The sequence below is a fragment of the Brevundimonas sp. R86498 genome, assembly GCF_044598075.1.
Lineage (GTDB): Bacteria > Pseudomonadota > Alphaproteobacteria > Caulobacterales > Caulobacteraceae > Brevundimonas.
This window is the reverse complement of the sequence record NZ_CP139004.1, coordinates 3,241,555-3,268,531: the sequence shown is the minus strand read 5'-3', so window position 1 is coordinate 3,268,531 and position 26,977 is coordinate 3,241,555. Positions and strand designations below refer to the sequence as shown.

The window sequence follows — 26,977 nt, the reverse complement described above, 5'->3', positions numbered from 1 at the left end:
GCCGCTCAGTCGGCCGCCGGGGCGGGCAGAGCGGCCAGCAGGGCGGCCACCACATCGTCGGCGCTCTTGCGCTCCGCCTCGGCGGCGAAGGACAGCAGGATGCGGTGGCGCAGAACCGGGGCGGCCAGCGCGGCCACGTCGTCGCGCGTGGCCGCCAGCCGACCATTGAGCAGGGCGCGCGCCTTGGCGGCGAGAACGAGGGCCTGACCGGCGCGGGGACCCGCGCCCCAGCGGACGTAGTCGCGCACGGCCTGCGGGGCCTCGGGCGAGGGCCGGGTGGCGCGGACCAGGGTGGTGATCCAGGTCAGCAGGGCCTCACCCACATAGACGTCGCGGACCCATTTCTGCAGGTCGACCACATCCTCGCCGGTCATGACCTGGGGCACAACGCCGCCGGCTCCGCCCGTCGTCTGGACGAGGATGGCGCGTTCCTCGGCCGCGGTCGGATAGCCGACCCGGATGTTGAGCAGGAACCGGTCCAGCTGGGCCTCGGGCAGGGGATAGGTCCCGGCCTGTTCCAGCGGGTTCTGGGTCGCCAGCACGAAGAAGGGCTCGTTCAGTTTGTGAGTGACGCCCGCGTAGCTGACGGTGTGCTCCTGCATGGCCTCAAGCAGGGCGGCCTGGGTCTTGGGCGGGGTGCGGTTCAGCTCGTCGGCGAGGAACAGGTTGGTGAAGACCGGGCCGGGCTGGAAGCGGAAGCTGCGGTGGCCGGTGCCGTGATCCTCTTCCAGTACCTCGGTGCCGAGGATGTCCGAGGGCATCAGGTCCGGCGTGAACTGGACCCGGCGGAACTCCAGCGCCAGGGCTTGGCCCAGGGTGCGGACCAGCAGGGTCTTGCCCAGACCGGGCACGCCCTCGATCAGGCAGTGGCCGCCGGCCAGCAGACCGATCAGCAACTGCTCGACGACCTCGGACTGGCCCACGATGGCCTGGCCGATCGCGGCCTTGAGTTGGCCGAGCTGTTTCAGGCGTGCGTCGATCTCTGCAGGGCTTGGCGTCTTGGTCATGGTCGTGTTCCGGGGAGGAAGGAGGCGTCGGGTCGGCGGGTCAGGCGGTCAGGGCGTGGATGATGATGTTGACCGCGAACTTCGTATTGTCCTCGGCCAGGAACCGCTTGTTGCGCCAGTCGTAGTCCCACTCACAGCCATAGTCCTTGTTGGAATAGAGCACGCCCAGCCGACCATCGATCTCGATGCCCTTCAGATAGTCGTGGATGAGGTCGTCGCCCCAGCCGTTGAGCTCGAAACTGGTCGCCGGTGGCCCGTCCTCGAAATGGAAGAAGCTGCTGTAGATGGCGTGGTCGTTGGGCAGTTTCTGAAGCGCTTCGGCCCCGAAGATGGCGGTCATCTGGCGTTCGAACGAAGTGGCGAACAGGCCGTCGATGTCGTGGTTGCAGTCGTCGACGAAGACGAAGCCGCCGTTGCGGACATAGCGCTCGAAGTTGCGCGCCTCGGCCGCGTTGAACTCGACCAGCTTGTGCCCCGCGAGATAGCAGAAGGGCGCGGTCAGCATGGCCGGATCGGACAGGGCGATGACCCGCTCCTGCGGATCGACCCGCAGATTGGTGTAGTCGACGAGGGAGGTCAGGATGTTGGCTGGCATCCGCTGGTCCACGTCCCAGTCGCCGGAATCGTAGCGCAGCCGGGTAAACCAGAAATCGTAGTCGGCCCGGGCGGTGGCGGAGCGCGGCAGCCCTGCAAACAGGGCCGCCATCGCTCCGCCGCCGAGGAGTCGGAGGCAGTCGGCGCGTATCAGACCGGTACGCGACACACGCCGATCCCGTCAGACGGCGTCGGACAGGGAGGTGAAGGTGAAGTCGCGCAGGCGCATGGCCGGGATCATCATGGTCGGGCCGTCATCGCCGACCCGGACCGAGCGGCCCAGTTCGTCGATGTTGTTGAGCATGATGACCGGCAACTCGTTGAAGCGGAAATTCTTCAACGGATACTTCAGCTCGCCGTTCTCGATGTAGAAGGTCCCGTCCCGGGTCAGGCCGGTCAGCAGCACGGTCTGCGGATCCACCATCCGGATGTACCAGGTGCGGGTGACGAGGATGCCGCGCTGGGTCTCGCGCACCAGGTCGGACGTCGACTTGGTGCCGCCCTCCATGATCAGGTTGCCCGGCTGGGCCATGGACGGCCGGCCCTGTTTGTCGGCCCAGTAGCGCGAGGATCGCAGGTTTCTGACCACGCCATTTTCGATCATCACGAACCGGTCGCGCGGCAGGCCATCGCCGTCCCACGGCAGGGCCGGGGCCTCGGGGTGGCGCGGATCGGCATAGACGTTGACGCGCGGGTCGAAGACCTGTTCGCCGATCTTGTTGCCGCCGCCCGCCTTCGAGAGGAAGCTGCGACCCTCGTCGGCCGAACGGGCGTCGAAGAAGTTGAACATGAAGGAGATCAGGCCCGCGGCGGCCGCCGGTTCCAGGATCACCGTGTATTTGCCCGGCTCCAGCGCCTGGGCGTCGGCCGAGGCACTGGCCTTGCGCATGGCGATCTGGATGTCGTTGTCGACGTTGAAACGGCTGGCATCCTGCAGGTTGCGGGCGACCCAGCCGGAGCCCCGGCCGTCCTCGGTCCGGACCGTGCAGGTGTAGTCCATGCCGGTCGAGCGCTGATAGCCGAAGTTGCCCTTCGAATTGGCGAACGCGACGAAGCTCTGGTTGTCGTTCAGGAAGCCAGCCGCGATCAGGTTCTGGGCCTTGCAGGGATCGATCGAGGCGCGGGCGATCTCGGCGCGATTCTCGGGGGTGATGGCGGCGGTGGCGGCGCTGAAGGTGTCGGTCGCCCGGTAGGTCTGCGGTCCGACCGCCGGCACGAACTCCGGATTTTCGGGCGCCAGGCGGGCCAGATCTTCGGCCCGCTTGACGACGCGGGCGAGGGCCGCGTCCGAGAACTCGTTGATCGATGCCGACCCGACGCGCTTGCCGAACGCGACCTGCACCGACAGGTCGGTGTTGGAGATCACCCCGCTGGTGGAGACGTTGTTCAGGGCGAAGCGGATGTTGCCGTCGATAGTGCCGGACAGTTCCGCGATGCACTCGTCGGCGGTCGACAGCGCGATCACCTTGTCGAGGATCGTTTTGGCCTCGGCCTCAGTCATGATGCTCATGTGATTTTTCCCCTGAGGTCCGATCAACCGAGCGAGCGCGCGGTGTTGATGACGTTGATCTTGTCGAAGCGCGTGGTCGACGAGCCGTGGCTGACGGCCGAGACCTGGCTGGGCTGGCCCTTGCCGTCGAAGAACGAGCCGAACATGCGGTAGTCGCTTTCGTCACAGATCGCCGAGCAGGCGTTCCAGAACTCGGGCGTGCGCATCTGGTAGGCGACGTCTTCCAGCGGCTGGGTAACCTTCCCGTCCTTGATCTCGTAGAACAGCGTGCCGCCGAACTGGGCGTTGTAGCGCTGCTGGTCGATCGAGAAGGAGCCGCGGCCCAGGATGTAGATGCCGTTCTCGACATTGGCGATCATGTCGTTGCGGGTCATCGGCGTCTTGCCCGGCTCCAGCGAGATGTTGGCCATCCGCTGGAACTGCACGGTCGACCAGCTGTCGGCATAGGAACAGCCGTCGGACTCGGTCTTGCCGAGGATGTGGGCCTGATCGCGGGTCGCCTGGTAGTCGACCAGCTTGCCGTTCTCGACCAGGTTCCAGCGCTTGGTAGCGACGCCCTCGTCATCATAGCCAACGGCCCCCAGGCTGCCGGGCTGAATCTTGTCGGCGAACAGGTTGACGATGTCCGAGCCGTACTGGAACCGCGCCTCGCGCTTGTCGAGCGTGGCAAAGCTGGTGCCGGCGTAGTTCGCCTCATAGCCCAGCACCCGGTCCAGCTCGAGCGGGTGACCGACCGACTCGTGAATGGTCAGGCCGAGGTGGTCGGGGTCCAGAACCAGATCGTACTGGCCCGGCTCGACCGATTTGGCGGTCAGCTTCTCGCGGGCCTGACGGGCGGCGGCGATCGCGTCCTCGCGCATGTCGTAGGACATGCCGTAGCTGATCACCGCGCCATTGGCCGACTCGAGTTTGTCCTCGGCGCGACCGTCCATGTACTCGTAACCCAGCCCCATCGGGGCCGAGAGACCCTGACGCGAGCGGAACTTGCCGGTCGTCTGGTCGATGACCGTGACCGTCAGCGGGGCCCAGATACGGTGGACGTCCTGGTCGATGTAGGAGCCGTCCGAGCTGGCGAAGTATTTCTGCTCATTGACCAGGAACAGCTGGGAGTTGACGAAGGAGGCACCGGCTGCGGTTGCGGCGGCGTTGACGCCCAGCAGCAGGTCGACCTTCTCCGCGATCGGCACTTCCATGGCGTTGCGGCGGATGGGGGTCTTCCAGCTGACCTCGCCGACGCCGGGCGTGGGGGCCAGCCGGACAGGCTGGGTCTGGTTCTTCGCATTGGCCTTGGCGATCGCGGTGGCCAGGCGGGCGGCCGAGGCGACGGCCTCGGGCGTCATGTCGTTGGTGGCGGCAAAGCCCCAGGCCCCGTCGGCGATAACGCGTACGCCCACGCCGGTTGATTCCGTGTTGACGATGTTCTGGACGTTGGCTTCGCGGGTGATCACGAACTGGCGCAGATAACGGCCGACGCGGACGTCGCAGTAGGTCGAGCCGGCTGCGGAGGCGGCGCTGAGGCCGGCATCGGCGAGGCGTTTCTTGACCGCGACGTCGATGGTCTCAAGCAGCTGGGGGGCGGCGATGGCCCGGCCCATGAAACCGGGGAGCAGGACGCCCCCGGCGCCGATCCCGCATGCAGCGAGGAATGAACGTCTATCCAAGGCTTTTCTCCACCGGCCATGCCCCCCAGTCGATGTCACGCCACCGGTGCCGGTCAGACCCCGGGAGTGCGCATTCCGACCGTTTGATGACGCATCCTTGACGCTCCTTCCGGTGGCGTCAAACGCCGGAGCGAACCTGTCCAAATCTTAATGTGGCGGACCGAAGGCAAACGCCGATCGTCGAGGGGCGGTCGCACGTTTCCGGATCGGATGTGGAGAGGCGCGGGGGCATCCCTGCGGATGCCCCCGCTTGAAGGCTCAGCCGGCCAGACGGGTGAAGATGCCTGCGAGGGCTTCCATGCGCGCCTTGTCGGCCCCTGTGGCGCTGGCAGCCGAAACCGTCAGGCTGCGGGCGGCAGCGGCAGCACCGGCCTTGTCCGCAGTGCCCGCGCGCCAGCCGTCGACGACGGACTTGGCCTGTCCGGCCAGCTGCTCGCCCAGGGTGTTGGAACGACCCAGCTGATCGAGATAGGCCCCGGCGACATCGGGGCTGTCGGCCCAGACGATGCGGGTCTGGGTCTGGGGATTGATCTCGTCGCGCATGACGCTTTCGGCGGCGGCGATCTCGGCGGCGGAGAGGTGCTCACCGGGGACCAGTTTCAGCACGTCGAGGCCGCGGGCGATCTCGCTGGAGTAGATGCGACCGTTCAGCCAGTAGGCCGACCAGGAGCCGCCGACGATCAGCCGCTGGGCCTCGATCGGACCGCGGTCGAAGAAGGCGATTTCGAGCGGCTTCTTCGGATCGGTGAAGTCCATGACCGACAGGCCGCCCTGGTACCAGGCCTGGATCATCAGGTCGCGCCCCGGGACCGGGATCAGCGAGCCATTGTGGGCCACGCAATTCTCGGTCGCGCCCTGGACGGAGGGCAGTTTGTGGAAGCTCTGCCCACGAAGATAGTTGCCATCGATGGTGGCGACCAGATTGGCACCCCAGGTCGCGGGGCTGGAGGCCGTGCAGCGCGCGCCGATGCCGCCGCCCCACTCATCGGTGAAGACGACCTTGCTGCCGGTGTTGTCGAAGGTGGCGGAGTGCCAGTAGGCCATGTCGGGATCGAACATCTCGGCGATCCGGGCCGGGTTCTCGGGGTCCGAGATGTCCAGCAGGATGCCGTTGCCGCTGCAGGCCCCGGCCGCCCGGTTGATCTCGGGGAAGACGGTGATGTCGTGGCAGTGGTTGGTCTGGGCCGTCTGCTGGCTGGCCACGCCGGCCGAGCCGCCGGTCCACAGGCCGGCGATCTGGCCGGTGGTGCGGTCGGCGAAGATGCGGGGGCGGTTGACGATCGCGGCGGCGGCCGGGTTGTCCAGCGGCACCTTGATCACGTCGATCGAATACAGGGCCGTCTCGGGGTTGTCGCCTGGTTGGCCGCCGCTGCAGATCGACAGCTCGCCCGTCGGGCGCACGCCGGCGGTGGCGGAGTTGTAGACGTAGAGGACGTTGGGGTCGGACGGCGACGGCACCAGGGTGTGGGTGTGGGACCCGCGGCAGGTCTGGACGGCCGCGATCTGGCGCGGGGCCGTGATGTCGCTGATGTCGAAGATGCGGATGCCGCGGAAGCGGGCGGCGTTGACGTCGTCGCCCGAGTTGTCGCCCGCATCTGTGCTGACGCTGCAGTCGACGCGGCCGCGGTTCTGCTCGACCGACATGAACAGCAGGTCGCCGTGAATCGAGAGATCGCCCTGGCCGCCGGGGCAGACCACCGACAGGATCAGCTCCGGCGTGCCGCCCTTCGAGACGTCATAGGCGTTGAAGCCGTGGAAATTGCCGACGAACAGACGGCCGTTGGACATCGCCATGTCGCTGTTGGCGAGGGCCAGCGGGGTGTATTTCGGCGGGTTGGCGCGGGCCGCGGCCATGAAGGCCTCGCGCTCGGCCTGGGTCTGGGGCACGGCGAACAGGGCGTCGGGATCGAAGAAGCCCGGCGGGGGAGCGACCGAATGCTCCAGCGCCATGCCGGAGGCCAGCTGGCCGGCGTCGTGCAGGCCCGGCGACAGGGCGGTGCGGGCATCGGCGGCGATGGTCTGGACCTGGGCCAGGGCGGGGGCGGCCATCAGGAGAGCGCCCACCATGGCGACGGTGGACAGGGCGCGGCGGCGAAGGGTCATGGTCGGTCCTCGGGTCTGGGTCACAGGGCGGAGAGCAGGGACTGCATCCGCAGGATCTCGGCCGACTGGTCGGCGATCACGGAGGCGATGAAGTCGGACAGCAGGGGATCCTCGGCCGAGCCGGGTTCGGCCATCAGGGCGTTGACCATGTCGATGGCCCCCTGGTGGTGCTGGATCATCCCCGAGAGGAACAGGCGGTCGAAGGCGGGGCCGGAGGCCGCGGTCAGGGCCTGCATCTGGGCCGGGCTGAGCATGCCGGGCATGACGGCGACGTTCGGGTCCATGGCGTGGCCGGCATGGGCCCCGTGGCCGGCGTGGGCGTCGGGCATGTCCAGCGGCTGGCCGCGGGCCTCAAGCCATTCGCGCATGAGGGCGATTTCGGCGTCCTGGCTGAGGGCGATCCGCTGGCCCAGCAGGGCCACGGTCGGGTCGGAGCCCCGGGTCTCCAGCAGGGCGACCATGTCCACGGCCTGGGCGTGGTGGACCATCATGTGCTGCATGAAGGCGACGTCGGCGGGGGTGAAGGTGGTCCGGCTGAGGGCCACGGACTCGGCGGCGGTGATCGTTCGGGCGGCGGTGCCGGGGGCACCCGGCTGGAAGATCGGCGGGGTCTGGGGCGCGGCCGGCAGGCCGAGCAGGACAGTCAAAATCAGGCCTGAAACACTGTACGCCAACGCTGGACCCCCGTCCCGGACACTGTCCGATGGCGGAGACTAGGCAGTCCGGGCCCCGGTGGGCAAGCCGGGAATCGGATTCGGGAAATTCGAGGGACGAGAAGACTCGAACTTCCGCACTGTCACTACAACATCAAGGGCGGAAACAATTCCTAGTATGGGGTCGGAGGCGCGCGTCGTCAAGCCTGGGCGGCGACGGCCTTCATCGACACCGCGGGGTCGGCGAGGGCGGCGGGGTCAACGGGGGTGGCGCGGGCGATGAGCTGGCGGCCGGCCATGAACTCCTGGGGGGCATTGGCGGCCTCGACGCAGACGAGGCGGTCGCCGCACAGGTGGAAGACGGCGAACCGGCCGCCGGCGGGGTCGTCGCGCACCACGGTGCGGTCGGCGGCCTGGGGCAGGCCGGCGATCTGGAGCTTGATGGCGTACTGGTCGGACCAGAACCAGGGGACCTCGGGCACCGGGGCGGGCTTGCCGGTGAGGGCGCAGGCGACCTGACGCGCCTGCTCCAGGGCATTGGGCACGCTCTCCAGCCTGAGCGTCAGGCCGTGGACCGGGACGGGCCGGACGGTGACGTCGCCGATGGCGAAGATGGCCGGGTCCGAGGTCCGCGCCGCCTCGTCCACGACGATGCCGCCGCCGGGGCCGGGATCGCACACCAGACCGGCGGCGCGGGCCAGCGCATCATTGGCCACGGCCCCGACCCCGACGAGGATGGCGTCGGCCGCCACGAGATCGCCGTCCGCCAGCCGCACGCCTTCGGCCTCGAACCCCGTGACCGCGATCCCGGTGCGGATCACCACGCCCTCGGCCGTGTGCCGGGCGGTGAAGAAGGCCGACAGGGGCGGCGAGGCGACGCGGGCCAGCACCCGGTCGGCGCGTTCCAGCACCACGACCTCGGCCCCCAGCGCCCGGGCCGAGGCGGCCGCCTCCAGCCCGACATAGCCGCCGCCGACGATGACCAGCCGGCGGCCGGGTCCCAGCACGGCCTTCAGCCGTTCGGCGTCGGCCAGGGTGCGCAGCTCGATCAGGTCGGGCCGGTCGGCCCCGGGCAGGGGCAGACGGCGGGACACCGAACCGGTGGCGAGGATCAGCGCGTCCCAGGTCGCCAGCGACCCGTCGTCGAAGGTGGCGGTCCGGTCGGCCGGGGAGATCGACACCACATGCACCCCGGTCCTCAGGGCGATGTCGTGCTCGGCATAGAAGTCCTCGGGGCGGAGCAGCAGGGCGTCCAGATCGGCCTCGCCCTTCAGCCAGGCCTTGGACAGGGGCGGGCGCTGATAGGGGGCGACGGGTTCATCCCCGACCAGCACGATCCGGCCCTCGAAGCCATTGGTCCGCAGCTGGGCCGCAACCGTGCCCCCGGCATGGCCGGCCCCGACGATGAGGACGCGGTCAGGGCTGCTCATGCTTTCGCGTCCGGCTGGCGGTCGGGGCGGGTGTCGGCGAAGGCGGGGAGGGCCGCACAGGCGGCGTCGGCGGCCAGCAGCCGGGGCCAGCGCAGGTCGGCCCCGAAGCGGCGGGCATTGCCCATCTGGGGCACCAGAAACACCTCGGCCATGCCGGGGGCCTCGCCGAACAGGAAGGGGCCGGGCGAAGCGGCGACCAGTTGCTCCAGCGCATCGAAGCCCTGTTCGATGACGCGGCGGGCCCAGGCGCGGGTGTCGTCCTCGGTCTGGCCCTGAGCCTTCAGCGCCTTCAGCACCCGCAGGTTCTGGACCGGATGGATGTCGCAGGCGATGGCCTGGACAAACGCTCGCACCCGGGCCCGGGCGACCGGGTCGGCGGGCAGGAGGGGCAGCGTGGGATACGCCTCGTCCAGATACTCGCAGATGGCCATGGACTGGGTCAGGACGGTGCTGTCGTCCAGCTGCAGGCTGGGCAGCAGCCCTTGCGGGTTCAGGGCCAGATAGGCGGGATCGAACTGTTCGCCGCGGCCGAGGTGGTGGAAGCGATACTCCGCCTCCAGCCCCTTCAGCTTCAGCGCGATCCGCACCCGCCAGGCGGCGGAGGAGCGGAAATAGCCGTGCAGGATCATGGGGTTGTCTCTCAGGCGGCGGGCGGGCCGACGGTCACGGTCAGGTCGGGCAGGCCCGCGACCGAGGCGGTCAGGACATCGCCCGGGACCACCGGGCCGACGCCGGAGGGGGTGCCGGTGAAGATCAGATCGCCCGGCTCCAGCCGGTAGAAGCGCGACAGGTAGCTGATGACCTCGGCCACCGACGAGATCATGTCCGACAGGTCGCCGGTCTGGCGGCGCTCGCCATTCAGCGACAGGGTGATGGCCCCGGCGGTGGGGTCGAAGCCGGCGGCGGGGGCCAGTTTGCCCACGGGCTTGGACTGTTCGACATTCTTGGCCACGTCCCACGGCTTGCCGGCGTTCTTGGCGGCGGTCTGCAGATCGCGCCGGGTCATGTCGAGACCGACGCCATAGCCGTGGACCAGATCCAGGGCGGTTTCGACCGGCACATCGCGGCCGGACAGGCCCAGGGCCACCACCAGCTCGACCTCATGATGATAGTCGGCGGTCGACTGCGGATAGGCGATCACATCGGTGTCGGCGACGACGGTCTCGGCCCAGGCGGTGAAGAAGAAGGGATCCTCGGCCTCCGTATTGCCCATCTCGCGCGCATGGGCGGCGTAGTTGCGGCCGATGCAGAACACCCGTCGCACGGGGAAGGCCGCGCCCGTGGTCATCGGGATCAGGGTGGTGGGCGGGGCGGGGAGGGTCATGGCGGGGTCATCCGGAGCGGCTGCGGGCCATGGGGGGATAGCGCAGCGGGGGCGGGATGTCTTGAGGGGGGGGCAGCGAGTGGGGAGACGGCTAAGGCCGACCCTTCAGAGACATTCGGGCCTACTCGTAAACCTTGGCGGCGAGCAGAACGGAGGCCAGCAATCGCCAAGGATTTTCCTCAGCATTGCTGCCAGTGTTTCGCACATACCCATCGAAGTCAGACGAGAACCGGACCACCGCCTCCAGGTAGCGGTCCAGCTTGTCATTCTCCCATTCGTCGCGACGCTTCCGGTAGTTCTGCGTCAGGAGTTGTGCAAACCCAACGAAGTCTTCTCTCGTCTCTATGGCCGCCGCTCTTCGGGCGAGGCTGTCGCCGTCATAATCGGTGGGCTTTCCTCGACCGAACATTCCACCCCCCCAAAACCCCGAGCAAGCTACGTAGCCTTGAGGCCGGATCGGCACAACGTCCGCTTTCCGGCCTCAAGCGATAGGCGGCTCCCGACCCATCTGAGGCCTTGGTTCTGTCCGCTTTGTGGAACCGCCCGGCGTGAGCATCTCGATCGATGATCGAGATGCTTGGATCGCCACGCCGTGCCGGTTTCTAAACGACCATGCGGTCGATCAGGGGGCGGGCCTTGAGGGAGGTGATCGCGCGACTGATTCCGTCGAACACGGGACCGGCGTGCTCTTCCATTTCGGCGTAAGCGCGTTCGAACTCTCCATCCAGACGATCGAGCAACGCCAGTTGTTCGCGTCCCCTGTCCGTAAGGTCGATCAGGATGACGCGCTGGTCGTCGGGATCGGGCCGGCGGCTGACCAATCCCAGCGCCAGCAGCTTCGGCATCTTCTGTTGAATGAGCTGGTGCGACCGGTCCAACGCCCGCACCAGGCCGGCGACGGAGACGGGACCGAGCGTTGCGATGGCCACCAGCAAGGACGAGGACTTGACCGGAATGACGATGCCGGCGCGTTCAAATACCTCCGCCGACTGTTGCTCGATCAGTTCGCTCAACTGCTCGCTGAGGCGACCCAGGAAGGTGCGGTTCAACTCGACCATTCGCCTGAAAACTCCTCAATCCAGTCGGCGATAGGTGTTTGTCTCGCCAGACTTCCACACGTGCTCCAGACCGGTCACACGACCATTTTCCCGCACCAGACGGAACCGGTAGTCATCCGTGCCCTGGGCCGCAAACAGATCCTTGCCGATCGGATCGAGGGCGAGGACGAACCGCTCGCGCCAGCGATAGACCAGGCCGGTCGGGGTGCGAACAAGGGTCCGACCTTCATAGGCGCCGGCCGCGTCATTCAGGTCCGTGGCGCTCACGGTGCCGCCCGAGAGGGCGAATTCGACAGGGATCAGGGCCCATCGGGCGTCCGCGTCGCCCGCTTCCGCCTGGGGCTGCAGCAGGAATTTCTGCGCCGCCAACAAGGCGTCCGAGGCCGGGACGACGAGATCGGGGGTCACGCCGACGCCTTCGAAATCCTGGCCGTCGATCGGATCCCGGATCTGACCGAACGGCACCTGCAGCATGAACCGGTCGTCGATCGGGACGCGGGTGACCGGATGCGCACCCCCGGAGGTCTGCTCTCCGATCACGGTCGCACGGCCGAGCTTCTGCAGGGAAAATGCCATCCATTCGGCGGCGGAGAAGGAGGTCGATCCGGTCAGCACCACGACCGGGATATCCGCCGACCGTTGGCCGGGCACGGCGGGCAGGTTCCACTGGCTCCGCTCGACGCGGACCCCATTCTCGCCGTAGAAATAGTCGAAGAATTTCTGCTCCTTGCTCGCCGGATAGAGGTAGCTCATCAGGAACTGCGCCAGTTCGAGGACGCCGCCGTTGTTGTAGCGGAGGTCGATAATCAGCCCCTTGGCACCTTCGGCGAACCGCATGGCCCCTGCCGCTGTCTCCTGGGCGTATTGCGGGTCGGCGAAGAAGTCGAAGCGGATGTAGGCCAGGCCCCCGTCGAGCCGTCGAGCGTCGCGAAAGCCGAAGTTGGCGGCCCGCTCGCTGTCGCGCTGGGCCTGGGTGGTTGCCTCGCCGTCGGCTTTCGCCTGGCGATCGGCGACCACCTCGGCCGGATCGAACGCTACCGAGAAATGCAGATCGTCGCTCGCTTTGACTAGACCTTGGGCGAGACTGGCGGCGAACTCTTCGCTTTCGATCGGCTCTGATTGAACACGCCGGTCGAGCTCGGCGGTTATCGTGGGGATACGGTCGGGGAAGACATAGTTCTCGCGCAGCGCCGTCTCGAGGTGGGTGACGACTTCGCGTTGCGCTTCGCGATCCAACGTTTGGGCGGCTGCTATGGTCGGCGTGATCGTCGCGACGAGGAAGACAGAAAGGAGACGAAGGAACACGAAGCTCACCTTTTTATGAAACATGTTGTGAAACATATTGTAAAATGCTTTGCCGTCAATATGCTGACGCGTCAAATGGGATCGGTCATGTCCGAGAAACCTTCCGCGTCGAACGTGCGTTTTCTATTCGGCATCATGCTCGGCGTATCGGTCGCGTTAATCGCGCTAGCCCATCGCTTCGCAGGCCAAGAAAAAGCCCTGAGGCCTTAGCGTATCGGGGCCGATCAGATGTCCGATGTGCAGCCTGAAAGCTACGACTGGGTTCCACCCTCAACGGCGCTTGAGGACGTCTGCTTTCCGCCCCTCCGGTCAATGTCAGATTTCGGGCCTAAGCCCCATGTCGTGCCCCACGCCGGAGCGGACGTTCGATTGTCTTTGTGGTCGGCAACGCTAGTCTCGTCGTATGAGGGTTTGGCTGATCATACTGGCGAGCGTGTCGGCCCTGGGTCTCGGTCTGGCCGGGTGGGCCGCGTTTGGCCCACTGGATGAGCGAACCGCCCTCCTCGTTCGGCAACCTAACGGATCGATTGAGCAAGGAAGCAAACTGGGCGTCCACATTGGCAATTCCTGGAGCGACGCTGATCGCACGCTGAGACAACAGGCCAATGTCGGCAAACCGTTCCACAAGGCGGGCTGGTCCAATGAGCCAAACCCGTATGTCCAGTTTCTTGATGGCCCGGTTCTGGTTGGGGAAGCACAGGCTCTCTACCGCGACACGAGTTGGCAGAATGGCGTCATCACCCTTCGCCTGCGGGATGGCGTCGTTGTCGGCATTCAATGGAGCTACGTCGGGCCGCTTTTTGTGGACACGTGACGAGGCTCGCTCCCTTGTCGATATTCGACAGAGCCGTAAGCTGGCTGTGGGCGCGGTAGCATAACCGGAGAGTGCATCAGGTTCGCCCTGAAGACGCCGGGTTCAAGTCCCGGCCCGCGCCTTTGACCCCCTTGTCATCCCGGACATCGCGCCAGCGATGATCCGGGACGGAAGGGCGTAGGGTTCGATCCTCCCGGACGACGCGGAGCGGCGGGCCGGGAGACGGGGTGGGGCCCCGGGCCGTCTCCCGGATCATCGCAAGCGCGATGTCCGGGAGGGGCGGGGGAGAGGGCGGTGTCGTCCCGGCTCTTCGCTGCGCTTCGGCCGGGATGACAAGGGGGTGGGTGCAGGGCGTCGCGCGCGGTGAGTGCTGACCGGGTTCGACCGCGACGTTGCGGAGGATCGACGATTGGCCCAGGCTCCGGCGGACCAATGAGGGGGCGGCATGGGAACGTTCAGCGTCTGGCACTGGGCCATCGTCGGCGTCGTGCTGATCATTCTCGGCTACCCGGTCGCGCGCATCCTGAAGCGGCTGGGCTTCTCGCGAGGGTGGGTCGTGGTGGCGGTGATCCCCTACGTGAACATTGTCGGACTGTGGGTGCTGGCGTTTGTGAAATGGCCGGTTGAACGCCGCTGACCGGGGCATTGCGGACATCGGCGTCGCGCCTCCCGCGTGGCTCTTCGCTACGCTTCGGCCGGGATGACAAGGGGGGCTCGTAGGCCGCCCCCACCCGGCCTCGCTGCGCTCGGCCACCCTCCCCTGAAGGGGAGGGAGAGGGGACTTCGCGCCCGGCGACCCGTGCGCTATCGTGGCGGGATGCGCACCCTGTTGATGACCCTCGCCCTTGTCGCCCTCGCCCTGCCGGCCGCCGCGCAGGAGGCCCCCGAGGGGTACCGGCTGGTCTGGTCGGACGAGTTCGAGACCGCCGGCCGGCCCGATCCGGCGCGCTGGACCTATGACACCCACGCCAACCGCACCGGCTGGTACAACAACGAGCGTCAGTACTATGCCGCCGACCGGCCGGAGAACGCCCGGGTCGAGGACGGGCGGCTGATCATCGAGGCGCGGCATGAGACCCCGGAGGCGGCGGACAGCGGGGGGCAGGCCTATACCTCGGCCCGGATGGTGAGCCGTCAGGGCTGGACCTACGGGCTGTATGAGGTGCGGGCGCGGATTCCGTGCGGGCGGGGGAGCTGGCCGGCGATCTGGATGCTGCCGGTCGATCTGGAGAGCTGGCCGCTGGATGGCGAGATCGACATCATGGAGCATGTCGGCCACCGCCCGGGCGTGGTGCACGGCACGGTCCACACCGGGGCCTACAACCATGTCGCGGGGACCCAGCGCGGGGCCGAGATCGCCGTGCCCGCCGCGTGTGACGCCTTTCACCGGTATCAGGTGCGCTGGACGCCGGAGGCCGTGGTCTTCGCCCTCGATGGCCGGGACTACTACCGGTTCGACAATGACGGGGCGGGGACGAAGGCGACCTGGCCGTTCGACGTGCCCTTCCACCTGATCCTGAATGTGGCCGTGGGCGGCGACTGGGGCGGGGCCGAGGGGGTGGACGACGCGGCCTTTCCGCAGGCGATGGAGATCGACCACGTCCGGGTGTGGCAGCCGGTGCCGTGACGCACGGGTATGACGGGGTTGCGGTGCGGCGGCCGTGCGATCGGGCCGGGTCTTTGCAGGGGAGCGGTCGATGTCCAGTCCGGACGCCTTGATCATCATCGACATGCAGCGGGGGATGTTGCCGGAGCATACCGGGCCCCGGAACAATCCGGGGGCCGAGGACAATATCGCGCGGCTGCTGGCGGTGTGGCGCGAGCGGGGGCTGCCCGTGGTCCATGTGCGGCATATGTCGCGCCAACCGGGCGGGGCCTTCTGGCCGGGGGCCGAAAACTGCGAGTTCCAGCCCCGGTTCGCGCCGCTGGCGCACGAGCACCGGATGGAGAAGAACGTCAACGACGCCTTTTCCAACAGCGGGCTGGAGCGGTGGCTGCACAGCCGCGGCCTGTCGCGTCTGGTCGTCGTCGGGGTCAGCACCAACAATTCGGTGGAGGCGACGGTGCGCGCGGCCTTCGGCCTGGGGTTCGAGGTCACCGTGCCGGGCGACGCCTGCTATACCTATGACAAGGTCGACATCCGGGGCGTTCTGCATCCCGCAGAGACGTGGCACGTCATGGCGCTGTCGAACCTGCACGGGGAGTATGCGACGGTCGTGAACACCGCGGACGTGATGTCGGGCCTGACCTAGTAGACGTCCTGGCGGTAGCGGCCGGTCTCGATGAGGTCGCGGCAGGGGATTTCGCCGAGCGCCGTGTCGAGGGCGGTGCGGACGCCGTCGGCCATACCCTCGCGGCTGCCGCAGACATAGAGGGCGGCGCCGTCAGCGATCCAGCGGCGGAGGTCGTCGGCGGCTTCGCCGATGAGGGCCTGGACATAGCGGCCGTCGCCGGGGTCGCGCGAGAAGGTCCGGTCCAGACGGGTGAGGATGCCCTGTTGCTGAAACGCTGCGAGGTCGTCGGCGTAGAAGGCGTCGGCGGCGGAGGTGCGCTCGCCGAACATCAGCCAGACGGGGGCGGGGCCTGCTCCGGTCGTGGCCGCGGCGGCGCGGGCCTTGAGGTGGGCGCGCAGGCCCGCGATGCCGGTGCCGTTGCCGATCAGGATGAGCGGGACGTGGGGCTCCGGCGCGTGGAAGGCGCGGTTGGGGCGAACGCGCAGGGGGACGGTGTCGCCGGGGGCGAGGGTCTGGGTCAGGAAGCCGGAGCCGAGGCCGGGGGTGCCGTCGGGGTGGCGCATGAGGCGGACCAGCAGCTCCACCCGGCCGTCGGACGGCAGGGAGGCGACGGAGTATTCGCGGCGCACCGGGTCGGTCGGGGTGGGGACGGTGATCTCGGCGATGTCGCCGGCGACCCAGTCCGGCGCGCCGCCGTCGACGGGTTCGAAGGCGAGGGACCAGGCGCCCTCGCCGGGGCTGCCGGGGTTCATCAGGCGGCGCTCGACGAGGCGCCAGGGGGTGGCCTCGCGCAGCTGGATGACGGGGGCGGCGGGGGAGGCGGGGGCGACGCCCGGGAGAGCCGCGACCTCGGCCTGCCAGAAGGTGACGGCGGCGGGGTCGCCGTTGTCGATCTCGACCCGGTCGAACAGGGGGGTGGCCCCGGTGGTCCTGAGCCAGGCGTCGACGGCGCGGCCGAAGGCGCAGTACTCGCGGTAGCTGCGGTCGCCGAGGGCGAGGAGGCCGTAGGCGAGGCCGGACAGGTCGGGGGTCTGGCCCATCACCTTGCGCACGAAGGCGGCGGCGGTGTCGGGGGCGTCGCCCTCGCCGGTGGTGGAGGCGATGAACAGGACGCGGCCGGCGGACTGGAGGGTCGGGGCGTCGAGGTCGGTGAAGGCGAGGATGCGGGCGGGCTGGCCGCCGGCGAGGAGGGTGGCGTGCGTCAGCCGGGCCAGTTCGTCGCCGAAGCCGGTCTGGCTGGCGACGGCGATCAGGATCTCGCCGGTGGTGGCGTCGGCGGGCGGGCGGCGGCGGGCGCGCCACAGGATCCACGCGGTGCCGGCCAGCCACAGGCCGACGGTGATGGCCGCCCAGAGCCAGCGGGTCGGATCGGCGCTCACGCGGGCGCGTCCCCGTCGTCCATCAGGGCGCGGAAGGCGGGGGTCAGGTGCTCGGTCACGCCCGAGGGGGTGCGGGTCAGGATCTGGGCCGCGAGGTTGTGGGCGGTGGCGAGGTGGGTGCCTTCTTCCGGGCCCAGCACGGTCAGGGCGGTGGCCCAGGCGTCGGCCAGCATGGCGCTGGCGTGGAAGACGGTGACCGAGGCGACGCCATTGGTGATGGGGTGGCCGGTGCGGCCGTCGATCGTGTGGGGATACAGATAGCCGTCGTGGGCGAAGGCGCGGCGCCAGTCGCCGGAGGTGGCGACCGCGATGTCGGCGAGGGCCGCGACGGTGCGGGGCACGGGAGCGCCGGGCGGGGGCTCCAGACCGACCCACCAGGGCTGGCCGTCGGGCTTGACCCCGGCCCCGCGCAGCTCGCCGCCGATCTCGATCAGGTGGGAGGTCGCACCGAGGCGGGTGAGGGTCTCGGAGAGGCGGTCGACGGCGTGGCCCTTGGCGATGCCGGACAGGTCCAGTTTCAGGCCGCCGGGCTGGAGGGCGGCGCCGGCGGTGACGTCGAGGCGGAGCCTGCGCCAGCCGGAGACGGCGAGGGCGGCGGTGATCTCGGCGGCGGAGGGGAGGGCGGCGTGCTCGGGGCGCAGGCCGGGGGGGCCGAAGCCCCACAGATCGACGAGGGCCCCGAGCGTCGGATCGACCGCGCCGTCGGTGTCGTCGGCGAGGTCGAGGGCGGCTTCCAGAACGGTCCAGAAAGCGGCGGGCAGGACGACGGGGCCGGCCGGGGCGGCGTTGAAACGGCCGATCGCGCTGGTCGGCTCCCACGGGCTGAACAGGGCGATGACGGCGTCCAGCTCGGACTGGATGGCGGCGGTCAGGCCGGCCTCGGTGGCCCCGGGCGGGGCGACCAGCCGGACGCTCCAGACCGTGCCCATGGTGTCGCCCTCAAGCGACCAGACCTCATGGCCGGGCGGCCGGGCGGGCGCGCGCTCGAGAGCGGGAACCAGAACGCGGGTGTCGTCGCGCTCCGGGGCCGGGGTCAGGTCCAGCGGGGGCGGCGCCCCGCGCGATCCCCGGCTCAGGGCAGGACTTCCAGAACGGCGGTGTAGGCCATCGACTGGGCCGGGGCGGTGCCGGCGGCCTCGGCGCGTTGACTGGTGTTGAGCCAGTACAGGCCGGCCTCGGGCCAGGTGACGGTGAAGGTGCCGTCGGCCCCGGTGCGGACGGTCATCTCCTCGGGGTTGTCGCGGTAGCGCAGGCCGCCACGGGCCACGGTGACCTCGAGGTCCGCTGCCGGCTGGCCGTTCTTGAGCAGGGTGAAGGTGGCCTCTTCGCCGGCGACCAGATCGTTGGGATGGGTCACGGGGACCATCTCAAGGCCTTGGCCGGTGGGGGCGAAGACGGTTTCGGTGGGGGCACCGAGGGTGACGAAAGTCTCCAGCCGGTTGTTGTTGACCGAGGCGTTGACGTTGGTGGCCCCGGCGGGGATGGCGGTGGCGAAATCGGCCGCCGATCCGCGCCAGCGCTGCGTCTGGCCGTTCAGGGCGTAGCTGGCCGACATGCCGGCCGAGACATTGGCGATCTTCCAGGTGCCCGGCTTGTTGATGTGGACGTCGAAGGTCGAGCGATAGGCCCCCTGCATCAGATTGGCCATTTCGCCGGTGGTGCCGTCGGGGGCCATGATCATCAGGCTGGCGGCGCTGAGGCGCAGGGGGGCGTGGTCGGCGATGAAGACGCCGTTGGAGGCCCCGGCGTCGAAGCCGACCCAGGCGGACTCACCCGACAGGACGGTCGAGGAGGGCATCATCCAGCCGCGGTGGGCCTGGGCCGACAGGGGGGCGGCGAGGGCGGCGAACAGGGCGAGGGCGGGCAGGGCGAACTTTTTCATGGGGGCGATCCTTAGCGGGTGACGGCGACGCGGACGGCGCCCAGTTCGGAGGTTCCGGCGGCGGAGGCGCTGTTGGCGGCCCCGCCCCAGGTGAAGGGCACGCGGACGACCTCGCGGCCGCCCTGTTCGCGGGCCGCCTCGATGACGACATTGTACTGGCCGGCCGGGAGGGCGGCGAGGCGGGCCCCGGGGACGGTCACGGTCTGGCGGCCGGGGGCGCGGGTGGGGCCGGTGACGCCGTCGATCGGCAGGGCCATGGCCCGCCCGCCCTTGCGCCACCAGGTGCGGACGTCCTTCAGATAGTCCTCGCCGGTGCCCTCGCCGCGACCGGTGTCACCGGCCTCGTACCAGAGGGCGATGGTGCGGACGGCGGTCTGGTCCGGGCGCTCGATCCAGACCGCGACATAGGGGCGGTGATAGGCGGCGGTGCGGATGGTCGGCACCTCGAGGGTGACGGACAGTTCAGAGGCCAGGGCCGGCGAGGCAATCGCACCGGCGGCTGCGGCCAGGATCAGGGGCAGGGGACGCATGAACGAACTCGTCAGTGAATGAACAGGAGGGCGATGACGACGGGGATCACGATCCCCACCCCGACGAGGGGCCAGGTGGAGGCCCGGTTCTTCGCGTGCAGCCACAGCAAGGTCAGGCCGGTCACGGCGAAGACGATGCAGGCGACGGCGAAGACGTCGATGAACCAGTACCAGACCGGGCCGGTGTCGCGGCCCTTGTGCAGGTCATTGAGGTAGGCGACCCAGCCGCGGGTGGTGGTCTCGCGCACCGCCTCGCCGGTGGTGCGGTCCAGCGTCAGCCAGCCGTCGGCCCCCGGGCCGGTCAGGGCGACATAGATCTCGTCCGGGGTGGTTTCGGTGGCGCGGCCGGCGATCGGGGCTTTCAGCTCCGTGGCGGCCCAGCGGGCGACGGCGTCGGGGACCGGATCGGTGGTCTCGGCCGGGAAGGTGGCCAGCCGGTCCAGCAGGGGACGGGGCAGGGTGGCGGTGGTCTCGACCGTGACGGGTTCGGCCGGGATCTGGGCGGCGTGGTTGAGGGTGATGCCGGTGACGGCGAACAGCAGCATGCCGGCGAGGCTGAGGCCCGCCGAGATCCAGTGCCAGCGGTGCAGCTCTTTCAGCCAGAAGGCGCGCGCGCCATTCACCGGGCGGGCGCGCGGGGCGGGGGAGGCGGCAGGGGTTGCGGCGGCGTCGGTCACACTCCGGCTTTGCCACGCCTTGCGAATGATTTGCAAGAACCGTTGATCGGGTGCGGTGCCGCAGAGGCGATCAGTCCGGACCGGTCAGTCCGGTCAGGGGGGACAGGCCGGAAAATTCCCCGGGTGTGCGGTCGCGGCGGGCGGCGATGGCGGCCATGACGTCGGCGGTGTTCCAGAGGGAGCCCTGCATGATGGCGGCCCACTCCAGACCCTCGGCGACCGTATGGTCGCGGGCATAGAGCAGGGCCGCCTTTGAGCCCGAAATGGCCAGAGGGGCCTTGCCAGCGATGCGGTGCGCCATATCCAGGGCGGCGGCCACGACGGCGTCGGCGTCATCGGCGACGGCATTGACGAAGCCCAGCCGCTCGGCCCTGTCGGCCTCCAGCCGGGTCCCCAGATAGGCCAGCTCGCGCACGACGGCGTCGGGCAGGAGCCGGGGCAGACGCTGCAGGCTGCCGACATCGGCCATCATGCCGATGTTGATCTCCTCAATGCGGAAATAGGCCTCGCGAGAGGCCAGCCGCAGGTCGCAGGCCGCGACCATGTCGAGACCGGCCCCGACACAGGCCCCCTGGATGGCGGCGATGACGGGGAAGCGAACGCGTTCGAGCGTGGTGAGCGCGTCCTGGAGGTCGCGGGCCGCCTGATGGAAGGCCTGCCGCTGACTGGCCGTTTCGGTCTGCAGGATGTTGCCGCCGGCAAAGACCGAGATGTCCATGCCGGCGCAGAAGTTGCGGCCCTCTCCGGACAGGACGAGCGCCCGGACCTCGCCTGTCGCGTCCAGCGCCTTCAGGGCCGGACCGAAGTCACGCCAGAAGTCCAGGTTGAGCGCGTTCGACGCGGCGGGGCGGGTCAGCCGGAGGTGGGCGACGGCACCGTCGCGGGTAATCTGGAACACGGTCATTTCAGCCTGCGGATCGGCGGTGGGGCGAGCCCCGAAACGCCCCCTGATTCGGCCCTCAGAAGTCCGTTTCACGAGACGCGATTCGGTTCCCGGTTACCATGATGTTTTTACGCCATGGGCACGAAACCCTTCCGGAATCTACGCAAAAAGCCCGAAAAGTCGCCCCCCAACAGTTCATTAACGTTCATTTTACGCAGTAATACGTACCGAGTGGCGGTGCCGAATATACCGATCGTTGACCATTGGTCGTTACTGCTGAGCTCCTAGTCGAGTTCCCCGAAAGACGGGCTTTGAAAGCCTCGGTCATGGAAAAACAACGTGAACGCCAACTCTAATCAACCGCGACAGAACTTGCGGTTTCTGGTCCTCGCTGCTGTTGCCGCAGTGGCAACCTCGGCGGCCCCGGCAATGGCCGATCCCGTCTCCGGCCAGATCGGTATCGCCAGCCAATACACGGGCAAGGGCCTCGGCAAGAGCGATGAGGATCCCGCCCTGTTCGGATCGGTGCGCTGGGAATCGAACGGCTTCTACGCCAACGGCTTCGCCTCGCAGGCCTCCTCGTCCAAGGGGGCGGATTCCGAGGTGATCGTCGCCGCCGGCTATGCGCAGGACATCAGCGGCTGGACCCTGGACGGGCAGGTCATGTACCGCGAGCTGCTGAACGAGACCAACGGTGTCGACAGCGGCTACATCGAGTGGCAGGGCGATGTTTCGCGCAAGCTGACCGATCGCCTGTCGGCCCGGATGCGGCTGAACTATGCGTCCGACACCTACGGCGCCGGCGAAGAGGCCTGGTGGACCGAAGCCCAGGCGACCCTGACCCTGACGTCCAGGGACAAGCTGAGCGTGGCCTATGGCCAGCGCCGCGTCGACAACGGCACCGACTATGACGCCTGGAACATCGGCGTGAAGCACAAGTTCTCGCCCGCCGTTTCCGGCGACCTGCGCTGGTACGACACCGACGGCCACGAGTTCGGCAGTCGCTACGAAGGCCGTCTCATCGCCTCCATCGCCTACAGTTTCTAGGCCTGTCGCCGGGCCCCCAAGGATCGCACCATGAACTTCTCCAACTGGAAAATCGGCCGAAAGCTTGCGGTCGCGTTCGGTTTCCTCGCCCTCATCACGGCCACGATCGGCGGTTTGGGGGTTTATGAGCTCCGGGTCATCGAGACCGCGCGTGGCGCTCTGGAAACCGAGACAACGGCCGCCGGTGCGCTGCGGCAGGGCCGGTTCTTCATGGCGCGGCAGGAGAACGCTTTCCGCGGCTTTCTGCTGACCGGCGATCCCTATTATATCGAACGCCTCGGGGCACACCGGGACAACTACGAAAAGAACATGACGGCCGCCGCCGAACAGCTGGCCGGCCAGTCCGAGGCGATCGCGGGCATCGAGGCGGCAAACGTGGCGGCCAACGCCTGGTACGCCCTGGTTGAAGCCGAGGCTGACAAGGTTCTGGCCGGGGGCGATCGCGCCGCGTCGACGGCCTTTGTGGGCCGTGACGGTCCGTCCGACGCCGCCATGGGGCCGGCGGAAGACGCGATCGATGCCGTGCTCGCGACCGTCGTCGCCGATCGTGAGGCGACGAACGTTCATCTGGCGGGGTCGGTCGGCCTGGCCAGCCTGGTGCTGATGATCGGGGCCCTGATTTCGGCCGTGGCCGCAGCCCTGATCGGCTGGCTGATGACCCGCGCCATCAGCAGCCCTCTGGTTTCGCTGACCGGCGTCATGGAGAAGCTGGCGGCCGGCACCCTGACCGTCGAGGTCGGCAATCTGGAGCGCGGCGACGAGATCGGCGGCATGAGCCGCTCGGTGCAGGTGTTCAAGGAGCAGGCGCTGGCGCTGGAATCCTCCAACCTGGCCGTCAACGATGCCCGCTCGACCGCCGAGCGCGAACGTCAGAAGCAGACCGAGCTGGAGGCCGAGGTGGCCCGCCAGCAGAGCCAGATTGTCAATGAGACCGCCGCGGGTCTGAGCGCTCTCGCCGCCGGCGACCTGGCCCACCGGATCACCGCCGACTTCCCCGGCGACTACGCCCGTCTGAAGACCGACTTCAACGCCGCCATGGACAAGCTGGAAGAAGCCATGGGCGTCATCGGGTCCAATGCCTCGGCCATGCAGTCGGGGGCCGGCGAGATCAGCCAGGCCGCCGACGACCTGTCGCGGCGTACCGAACAGCAGGCGGCGACGCTTGAGGAAACGGCCGCCGCGCTGGACGAAATCACCGCCACGGTCAAACGGACGGCTGAAGGTGCCGAACGGGCCGGCACGGTCGTGACGGGGGCCAAGTCGGCCGCCGAGAACAGTGGCGCCGTGGTCAGCCGCGCCGTCGCCGCCATGGGTGAGATCGAGCGGTCCTCGGACCAGATCAGCCAGATCATCGGTGTGATCGACGAAATCGCCTTCCAGACCAACCTTCTGGCCCTGAACGCCGGGGTCGAGGCCGCGCGCGCGGGTGATGCGGGACGCGGCTTCGCGGTCGTGGCCTCCGAAGTGCGGGCCCTGGCCCAGCGCTCGGCCGAGGCGGCCAAGGAGATCAAGAGCCTGATCGCGGCCAGCAGTGGCCATGTGAAGGACGGCGTGGGGCTGGTCGGCGAGACCGGCGAGGCCCTGACCGCCATCGTCGAGCGCGTGGCCGAGATCAATGGCCTGATGGCCGAGATCACCGCCTCCGCCCAGGAACAGGCCACGGCGCTGAGCGAGGTCAATACGGCCGTCAACCAGATGGACCAGACGACCCAGCAGAACGCGGCCATGGTGGAGCAGTCGACCGCCGCCAGCCACAACCTGTCCCAGGAAGCCGGCGAACTGGCGGCCCTGGTCGGCAAGTTCCACGTCTCCGACCAGAAGCGCGGCGGTGGCAAGGGCGGCCGCAGCAAGCCCAACCCGGTCCGTCAGGCCCAGTCGCGCATCGCCGACTTCGCCCGTGAGACCAGCCCTGCTCCGGCCGCGGCCCCGGCCCCTGCCGCGGCCTACCAGCCGGAACCGGCCCCGGCGCGCCGCGCCGCAGCGGGCGGTGCGGCGGTATCCCTTGCGCACAGCAATGAACCCCAGTGGGAGCAGTTCTGATGGAGTTTACGCCGGCTGACGTCTTCGTCCTTCCGGGTCGAATGGATGCCTCGACCCTGACGCAGACCCATGCGGACCTGATCCAGCGCCGCGGGCACGACCTCGATGTCGATGCCTCGCAGGTGGATCGCTTCGGCGCCCAGGCGCTGCAATTGCTTCTGTCGGCCATCGCCTCCTGGCGGGAGGACGGCTTCCGCCTGCGGATCACAGATCCCAGCGATGCCGTGCAGACGGCCTTCGATCAACTCGGCTGTGCGCCGATCCTCAAAGCCCAAACGGAGATTGCAGCGTGAGCATGGTCATTCTGACGGTCGATGATTCCCGCACGATGCGGGACATGCTGCGACTGGCCCTTGCGGGCGACGAGTTCGAGGTGGTCCAGGCCGTCGACGGTCTGGACGGTCTCGACGTCCTCGGTCGCAATGATCCGGACGTGATCATCACCGACATCAACATGCCGAACCTCGACGGCTTCGGCTTCATCGAGGGCGTGCGGCGCACCGAGCGGCACCGCTCCACGCCCATCCTGGTCCTGACCACCGAGAGCGACGGGGCCAAGAAGCAGCGCGCCCGCAATTCCGGGGCCACGGGCTGGATCGTCAAGCCGTTCGACCCGGTCAAACTGATCGAAGCCATCCGCCGCGTCGCAGCCTGAGGCCCGAAGTATGGATCCGATGGAGGCCATCAAGGCCACGTTCTTTCAGGAATGCGACGAGCTGCTCGGCGATCTTGAAGCCGGTTTGCTGACGCTGGAGACCGGTGACGGCAATTCCGAGACGGTGAACGCCGTGTTCCGGGCCGTGCACTCGGTCAAGGGTGGGGCAGGCGCCTTCGGACTGGAGCCGCTGGTGCGGTTCGCGCACGTCTTCGAAACCACCATGGACATGGTGCGCAGCGGCGCGCTGGCCCCGGATCCGGACGTCATCAAGGTGCTGCTGCGCGCGGCCGACCATCTGGCCGACCACGTCAGCGTCGCCAAGGGCAACGATACGCCGCTGACCGGCGAGGACGGCCTGGTGGCAGAGCTGGAGGCCCTGTCGTCCGGGGGCGGAGCCGGCGGGGCGGCACACGCACCCACGCCGGCGGCCGCAGCGGTGCCGGACGAGCCGGATTTCGGCTTCAGCCCGATGATGATCTCGCTGGACGACGGCCCGGGTGACGCTCCGGCGGCCGTGGCCGACTGGGTGGTCAGCTTCACGCCCAAGGACGTGATGTATCGCAATGCCAACGACGCCCTGCCGCTGATGCGCGAGCTGTCGCGCCTCGGTCCGGTGGTCGTGCAGTGCGACATCGACTCCGTGCCCGTGCTGGACGCGCTGGATCCGCTGGGGGCCTATCTGACCTGGACGGTCACGCTGACGGCCCCTGACGTGACCCGCGAGCGCATCGTCGATGTGTTCGAATTCGTGGACGGCGACTGTCTGTTCACCGTGGAGTCCGCCGCCGTGGAGACACCCGAAATCTCGATCGTCATGCCGGATCTGGAGCCCCTGATTGCGACCGAGCCGGATATGCCCGAGCCGGTTGCCGCGGCCCCCGGACCCGCTCCTGCGCCCGCCGCCCCGACCGCTGCAGCGCCCGCTCCGGCCGCTCCGGCTGCCGACGCCGGGCCGGCCGCCGAAGGCCGCACCAGCGAGGCCGCCGCGCCGACGATCCGCGTGGATCTGGACCGCGTCGACCGCCTGATCGATCTGGTCGGCGAACTCGTGATCAACCAGGCCATGCTGGCCCAGCGGGTGATGGAATCGGGCGTGGCCCGGTCGTCCAATATCGCCCTGGGGCTGGACGATCTGGAACAGCTGACCCGCGAGATTCAGGACAGCGTCATGGCCATCCGGGCCCAGCCCGTGAAGTCGGTGTTCCAGCGCATGCCGCGTCTGGCCCGCGAGGTCGCCGCCATGACCGGCAAGCGCGTTCGCCTGGTCACCGAAGGGGAGGGCACCGAGGTCGACAAGACCGTAATCGAACGCCTCGCCGAGCCGCTGACGCACATGCTGCGCAACTCGATCGACCATGGCCTCGAGACTCCCGAGGAGCGCCGGGCCGTCGGCAAGCCCGAAGAGGGTGTGGTCAAGCTGGCCGCCATGCACCGGTCGGGCCGGATCGTCATCGAGATCTCCGATGACGGGAAGGGCATCGACCGCGTCCGCGTCCGCGACATCGCCATCAAGCGCGGCCTGATCGAGCCCGATGCGGCGCTGAGCGACGAGGAGATCGACAACCTGATCTTCGCGCCCGGGTTCTCGACGGCGGCTGTCATTTCGGACGTATCCGGGCGCGGCGTGGGCATGGATGTGGTCAAGCGCTCCATCCAGGCCCTGGGCGGACGGATCACCATCGTGTCCAAGCCGGGTGTGGGGTCGACCTTCACGCTCAGCCTGCCGCTGACCCTGGCCGTGCTGGACGGCATGGTCGTGACGGTGGGCGAACAGACGCTGGTGGTGCCGATCACCGCGATCGTCGAAACGCTGCAGCCCAAGCCCGGCGACATCCAGGCCCTGGGACCCGAAGGCTTCGTGCTGTCGGTGCGCGGCGTCTATGTGCCGATGATCGATGTGGCCGAGGCCATGGGCTGGACTGACAACGCCTCGACCGGAACCGGCGTCACCCTGCTGGTCGAGAGCGGCGTGGGCGGGCTGGCGGCCCTGACGGTCGACGCGATCCAGGGGCAGAGGCAGGTCGTGATCAAGAGCCTGGAGCTCAACTACCAGCAGGTCGACGGGATCGCGGCCGCCACCATCCTGGGTGACGGCCGGGTCGCGCTGATCCTCGACGTCGATGCGATCATCAGCCTGCGCAAGCGGGCCGCGCCCCAGCCTTCACCCCAACTTGCCATCGCGAGCTGA

27 protein-coding genes and 1 tRNA gene are annotated in these 26,977 nt (G+C 68.6%); 10 read left to right on the top strand and 18 right to left on the bottom strand.

Going from position 1 to position 26,977, the window contains the following annotated elements; translation table 11 throughout:
• Positions 1–5: 5 nt before the first annotated feature.
• The 12 genes from SJY26_RS16160 to SJY26_RS16105 all read right to left on the bottom strand — a co-directional run bounded on the left by SJY26_RS16160 (position 6) and on the right by SJY26_RS16105 (position 12,645).
• The gene (locus SJY26_RS16160) at positions 6–1,007 is read right to left on the bottom strand and encodes an AAA family ATPase (protein WP_396593999.1); all 1,002 of its coding nucleotides are present in this window, start codon (positions 1,005–1,007) and stop codon (positions 6–8) included.
• Between the two features lie 40 nt (positions 1,008–1,047).
• Entirely contained in the window at positions 1,048–1,713 is a 666-nt protein-coding gene (locus SJY26_RS16155; RefSeq protein ID WP_396593998.1) for a DUF4159 domain-containing protein, read from the bottom strand.
• 69 nt (positions 1,714–1,782) lie between these two features.
• Positions 1,783–3,111, bottom strand: coding sequence for a TldD/PmbA family protein (locus SJY26_RS16150; protein WP_396593997.1), 1,329 nt, complete (start codon positions 3,109–3,111; stop codon positions 1,783–1,785).
• Positions 3,112–3,134: 23 nt separating this feature from the next.
• Positions 3,135–4,772 carry a TldD/PmbA family protein gene (locus SJY26_RS16145; RefSeq protein ID WP_396593996.1) on the bottom strand — a complete coding sequence of 546 codons (1,638 nt, stop codon included), beginning with the start codon at positions 4,770–4,772 and terminating at the stop codon, positions 3,135–3,137.
• 258 nt (positions 4,773–5,030) lie between these two features.
• Positions 5,031–6,875: an LVIVD repeat-containing protein gene (locus tag SJY26_RS16140; protein ID WP_396593995.1), complete on the bottom strand. Its 1,845-nt coding sequence runs from the start codon at positions 6,873–6,875 to the stop codon at positions 5,031–5,033.
• Between the two features lie 20 nt (positions 6,876–6,895).
• Positions 6,896–7,522 carry a DUF305 domain-containing protein gene (locus tag SJY26_RS16135; protein ID WP_396593994.1) on the bottom strand — a complete coding sequence of 209 codons (627 nt, stop codon included), beginning with the start codon at positions 7,520–7,522 and terminating at the stop codon, positions 6,896–6,898.
• A gap of 206 nt (positions 7,523–7,728) precedes the next feature.
• Positions 7,729–8,958, bottom strand: coding sequence for an NAD(P)/FAD-dependent oxidoreductase (locus SJY26_RS16130; RefSeq protein ID WP_396593993.1), 1,230 nt, complete (start codon positions 8,956–8,958; stop codon positions 7,729–7,731).
• Positions 8,955–9,587 carry a maleylacetoacetate isomerase gene (gene maiA, locus SJY26_RS16125; RefSeq protein WP_396593992.1) on the bottom strand — a complete coding sequence of 211 codons (633 nt, stop codon included), beginning with the start codon at positions 9,585–9,587 and terminating at the stop codon, positions 8,955–8,957. The genes SJY26_RS16130 and maiA overlap by 4 nt, the downstream gene beginning before the upstream one ends.
• Before the next feature lie 11 nt (positions 9,588–9,598).
• A complete protein-coding gene (locus SJY26_RS16120) occupies positions 9,599–10,282 on the bottom strand; it encodes a fumarylacetoacetate hydrolase family protein (RefSeq protein ID WP_396593991.1) in 684 nt (227 codons plus the stop codon).
• 121 nt (positions 10,283–10,403) lie between these two features.
• Positions 10,404–10,691 (bottom strand): hypothetical protein, encoded by a 288-nt coding sequence (locus SJY26_RS16115; protein ID WP_396593990.1) that lies wholly within the window; start codon positions 10,689–10,691, stop codon positions 10,404–10,406.
• A 193-nt stretch (positions 10,692–10,884) separates the two neighbouring features.
• Positions 10,885–11,340 carry a MarR family winged helix-turn-helix transcriptional regulator gene (locus tag SJY26_RS16110; RefSeq protein ID WP_396593989.1) on the bottom strand — a complete coding sequence of 152 codons (456 nt, stop codon included), beginning with the start codon at positions 11,338–11,340 and terminating at the stop codon, positions 10,885–10,887.
• Between the two features lie 15 nt (positions 11,341–11,355).
• Entirely contained in the window at positions 11,356–12,645 is a 1,290-nt protein-coding gene (locus SJY26_RS16105; RefSeq protein WP_396593988.1) for a S41 family peptidase, read from the bottom strand.
• Positions 12,646–13,048: 403 nt separating this feature from the next.
• Here SJY26_RS16105 and SJY26_RS16100 point away from each other — a divergent pair, with 403 nt between their 5' ends.
• The 5 genes from SJY26_RS16100 to SJY26_RS16080 all read left to right on the top strand — a co-directional run bounded on the left by SJY26_RS16100 (position 13,049) and on the right by SJY26_RS16080 (position 15,711).
• The gene (locus SJY26_RS16100) at positions 13,049–13,459 is read left to right on the top strand and encodes a hypothetical protein (RefSeq protein WP_396593987.1); all 411 of its coding nucleotides are present in this window, start codon (positions 13,049–13,051) and stop codon (positions 13,457–13,459) included.
• A gap of 49 nt (positions 13,460–13,508) precedes the next feature.
• Positions 13,509–13,581: transfer RNA gene (locus tag SJY26_RS16095), tRNA-Arg, on the top strand.
• A 323-nt stretch (positions 13,582–13,904) separates the two neighbouring features.
• Positions 13,905–14,096, top strand: a complete 192-nt coding sequence (locus tag SJY26_RS16090) for a hypothetical protein (protein WP_396593986.1) — start codon at positions 13,905–13,907, stop codon at positions 14,094–14,096.
• A 195-nt stretch (positions 14,097–14,291) separates the two neighbouring features.
• Positions 14,292–15,086 (top strand): family 16 glycosylhydrolase, encoded by a 795-nt coding sequence (locus tag SJY26_RS16085; protein WP_396593985.1) that lies wholly within the window; start codon positions 14,292–14,294, stop codon positions 15,084–15,086.
• Between the two features lie 70 nt (positions 15,087–15,156).
• Positions 15,157–15,711, top strand: a complete 555-nt coding sequence (locus tag SJY26_RS16080; protein WP_396593984.1) for a cysteine hydrolase family protein — start codon at positions 15,157–15,159, stop codon at positions 15,709–15,711.
• Here SJY26_RS16080 and SJY26_RS16075 read toward each other — a convergent pair.
• The 6 genes from SJY26_RS16075 to SJY26_RS16050 all read right to left on the bottom strand — a co-directional run bounded on the left by SJY26_RS16075 (position 15,708) and on the right by SJY26_RS16050 (position 21,065).
• The gene (locus SJY26_RS16075; protein ID WP_396593983.1) at positions 15,708–17,072 is read right to left on the bottom strand and encodes a sulfite reductase subunit alpha; all 1,365 of its coding nucleotides are present in this window, start codon (positions 17,070–17,072) and stop codon (positions 15,708–15,710) included. The genes SJY26_RS16080 and SJY26_RS16075 overlap by 4 nt on opposite strands.
• The gene (locus SJY26_RS16070; protein WP_396593982.1) at positions 17,069–18,001 is read right to left on the bottom strand and encodes an FAD:protein FMN transferase; all 933 of its coding nucleotides are present in this window, start codon (positions 17,999–18,001) and stop codon (positions 17,069–17,071) included. The genes SJY26_RS16075 and SJY26_RS16070 overlap by 4 nt, the downstream gene beginning before the upstream one ends.
• A gap of 143 nt (positions 18,002–18,144) precedes the next feature.
• Positions 18,145–18,954, bottom strand: a complete 810-nt coding sequence (locus tag SJY26_RS16065) for a DUF4198 domain-containing protein (RefSeq protein WP_396593981.1) — start codon at positions 18,952–18,954, stop codon at positions 18,145–18,147.
• An 11-nt stretch (positions 18,955–18,965) separates the two neighbouring features.
• Positions 18,966–19,484, bottom strand: coding sequence for a DUF2271 domain-containing protein (locus tag SJY26_RS16060; RefSeq protein WP_396593980.1), 519 nt, complete (start codon positions 19,482–19,484; stop codon positions 18,966–18,968).
• An 11-nt stretch (positions 19,485–19,495) separates the two neighbouring features.
• Positions 19,496–20,161 (bottom strand): PepSY-associated TM helix domain-containing protein, encoded by a 666-nt coding sequence (locus SJY26_RS16055; protein WP_396593979.1) that lies wholly within the window; start codon positions 20,159–20,161, stop codon positions 19,496–19,498.
• Positions 20,162–20,231: 70 nt separating this feature from the next.
• Positions 20,232–21,065 (bottom strand): enoyl-CoA hydratase-related protein, encoded by an 834-nt coding sequence (locus tag SJY26_RS16050; protein ID WP_396593978.1) that lies wholly within the window; start codon positions 21,063–21,065, stop codon positions 20,232–20,234.
• Positions 21,066–21,383: 318 nt separating this feature from the next.
• Between SJY26_RS16050 and SJY26_RS16045 the strand changes: the two genes are divergently transcribed.
• The 5 genes from SJY26_RS16045 to SJY26_RS16025 are packed head-to-tail and all read left to right on the top strand — an operon-like array spanning position 21,384 to position 26,977.
• Positions 21,384–22,091, top strand: a complete 708-nt coding sequence (locus SJY26_RS16045) for a TorF family putative porin (protein WP_396593977.1) — start codon at positions 21,384–21,386, stop codon at positions 22,089–22,091.
• Positions 22,092–22,121: 30 nt separating this feature from the next.
• On the top strand, positions 22,122–24,131 hold the full coding sequence (locus SJY26_RS16040) for a methyl-accepting chemotaxis protein (RefSeq protein WP_396593976.1): 2,010 nt from the start codon (positions 22,122–22,124) through the stop codon (positions 24,129–24,131).
• Complete coding sequence (locus SJY26_RS16035; protein WP_396593975.1) at positions 24,131–24,424, top strand: STAS domain-containing protein; 294 nt, start codon at positions 24,131–24,133, stop codon at positions 24,422–24,424. Before SJY26_RS16040 ends, SJY26_RS16035 begins: the two co-directional genes overlap by 1 nt.
• Before the next feature lie 2 nt (positions 24,425–24,426).
• A complete protein-coding gene (locus tag SJY26_RS16030) occupies positions 24,427–24,786 on the top strand; it encodes a response regulator (RefSeq protein WP_396595790.1) in 360 nt (119 codons plus the stop codon).
• A gap of 10 nt (positions 24,787–24,796) precedes the next feature.
• Positions 24,797–26,977, top strand: a complete 2,181-nt coding sequence (locus SJY26_RS16025; protein ID WP_396593974.1) for a chemotaxis protein CheA — start codon at positions 24,797–24,799, stop codon at positions 26,975–26,977.

Excerpts from the sequence above, each read along its gene's own strand:
- SJY26_RS16065 (WP_396593981.1), bottom strand. The coding sequence starts at position 18,954 with ATGAAAAAGTTCGCCCTGCCCGCCCTCGCCCTGTTCGCCGCCCTCGCC.
- SJY26_RS16070 (WP_396593982.1), bottom strand. The coding sequence starts at position 18,001 with ATGGGCACGGTCTGGAGCGTCCGGCTGGTCGCCCCGCCCGGGGCCACC.
- SJY26_RS16140 (WP_396593995.1), bottom strand. The coding sequence starts at position 6,875 with ATGACCCTTCGCCGCCGCGCCCTGTCCACCGTCGCCATGGTGGGCGCT.
- SJY26_RS16130 (WP_396593993.1), bottom strand. The coding sequence starts at position 8,958 with ATGAGCAGCCCTGACCGCGTCCTCATCGTCGGGGCCGGCCATGCCGGG.
- SJY26_RS16060 (WP_396593980.1), bottom strand. The coding sequence starts at position 19,484 with ATGCGTCCCCTGCCCCTGATCCTGGCCGCAGCCGCCGGTGCGATTGCC.
- SJY26_RS16100 (WP_396593987.1), top strand. The coding sequence starts at position 13,049 with ATGAGGGTTTGGCTGATCATACTGGCGAGCGTGTCGGCCCTGGGTCTC.
- SJY26_RS16030 (WP_396595790.1), top strand. The coding sequence starts at position 24,427 with ATGGTCATTCTGACGGTCGATGATTCCCGCACGATGCGGGACATGCTG.
- SJY26_RS16085 (WP_396593985.1), top strand. The coding sequence starts at position 14,292 with ATGACCCTCGCCCTTGTCGCCCTCGCCCTGCCGGCCGCCGCGCAGGAG.
- SJY26_RS16080 (WP_396593984.1), top strand. The coding sequence starts at position 15,157 with ATGTCCAGTCCGGACGCCTTGATCATCATCGACATGCAGCGGGGGATG.
- SJY26_RS16160 (WP_396593999.1), bottom strand. The coding sequence starts at position 1,007 with ATGACCAAGACGCCAAGCCCTGCAGAGATCGACGCACGCCTGAAACAG.
- SJY26_RS16035 (WP_396593975.1), top strand. The coding sequence starts at position 24,131 with ATGGAGTTTACGCCGGCTGACGTCTTCGTCCTTCCGGGTCGAATGGAT.
- SJY26_RS16090 (WP_396593986.1), top strand. The coding sequence starts at position 13,905 with ATGGGAACGTTCAGCGTCTGGCACTGGGCCATCGTCGGCGTCGTGCTG.
- SJY26_RS16150 (WP_396593997.1), bottom strand. The coding sequence starts at position 3,111 with ATGAGCATCATGACTGAGGCCGAGGCCAAAACGATCCTCGACAAGGTG.
- SJY26_RS16040 (WP_396593976.1), top strand. The coding sequence starts at position 22,122 with ATGAACTTCTCCAACTGGAAAATCGGCCGAAAGCTTGCGGTCGCGTTC.
- maiA (WP_396593992.1), bottom strand. The coding sequence starts at position 9,587 with ATGATCCTGCACGGCTATTTCCGCTCCTCCGCCGCCTGGCGGGTGCGG.
- SJY26_RS16155 (WP_396593998.1), bottom strand. The coding sequence starts at position 1,713 with ATGGCGGCCCTGTTTGCAGGGCTGCCGCGCTCCGCCACCGCCCGGGCC.
- SJY26_RS16050 (WP_396593978.1), bottom strand. The coding sequence starts at position 21,065 with ATGACCGTGTTCCAGATTACCCGCGACGGTGCCGTCGCCCACCTCCGG.
- SJY26_RS16025 (WP_396593974.1), top strand. The coding sequence starts at position 24,797 with ATGGATCCGATGGAGGCCATCAAGGCCACGTTCTTTCAGGAATGCGAC.
- SJY26_RS16115 (WP_396593990.1), bottom strand. The coding sequence starts at position 10,691 with ATGTTCGGTCGAGGAAAGCCCACCGATTATGACGGCGACAGCCTCGCC.
- SJY26_RS16110 (WP_396593989.1), bottom strand. The coding sequence starts at position 11,340 with ATGGTCGAGTTGAACCGCACCTTCCTGGGTCGCCTCAGCGAGCAGTTG.
- SJY26_RS16120 (WP_396593991.1), bottom strand. The coding sequence starts at position 10,282 with ATGACCCTCCCCGCCCCGCCCACCACCCTGATCCCGATGACCACGGGC.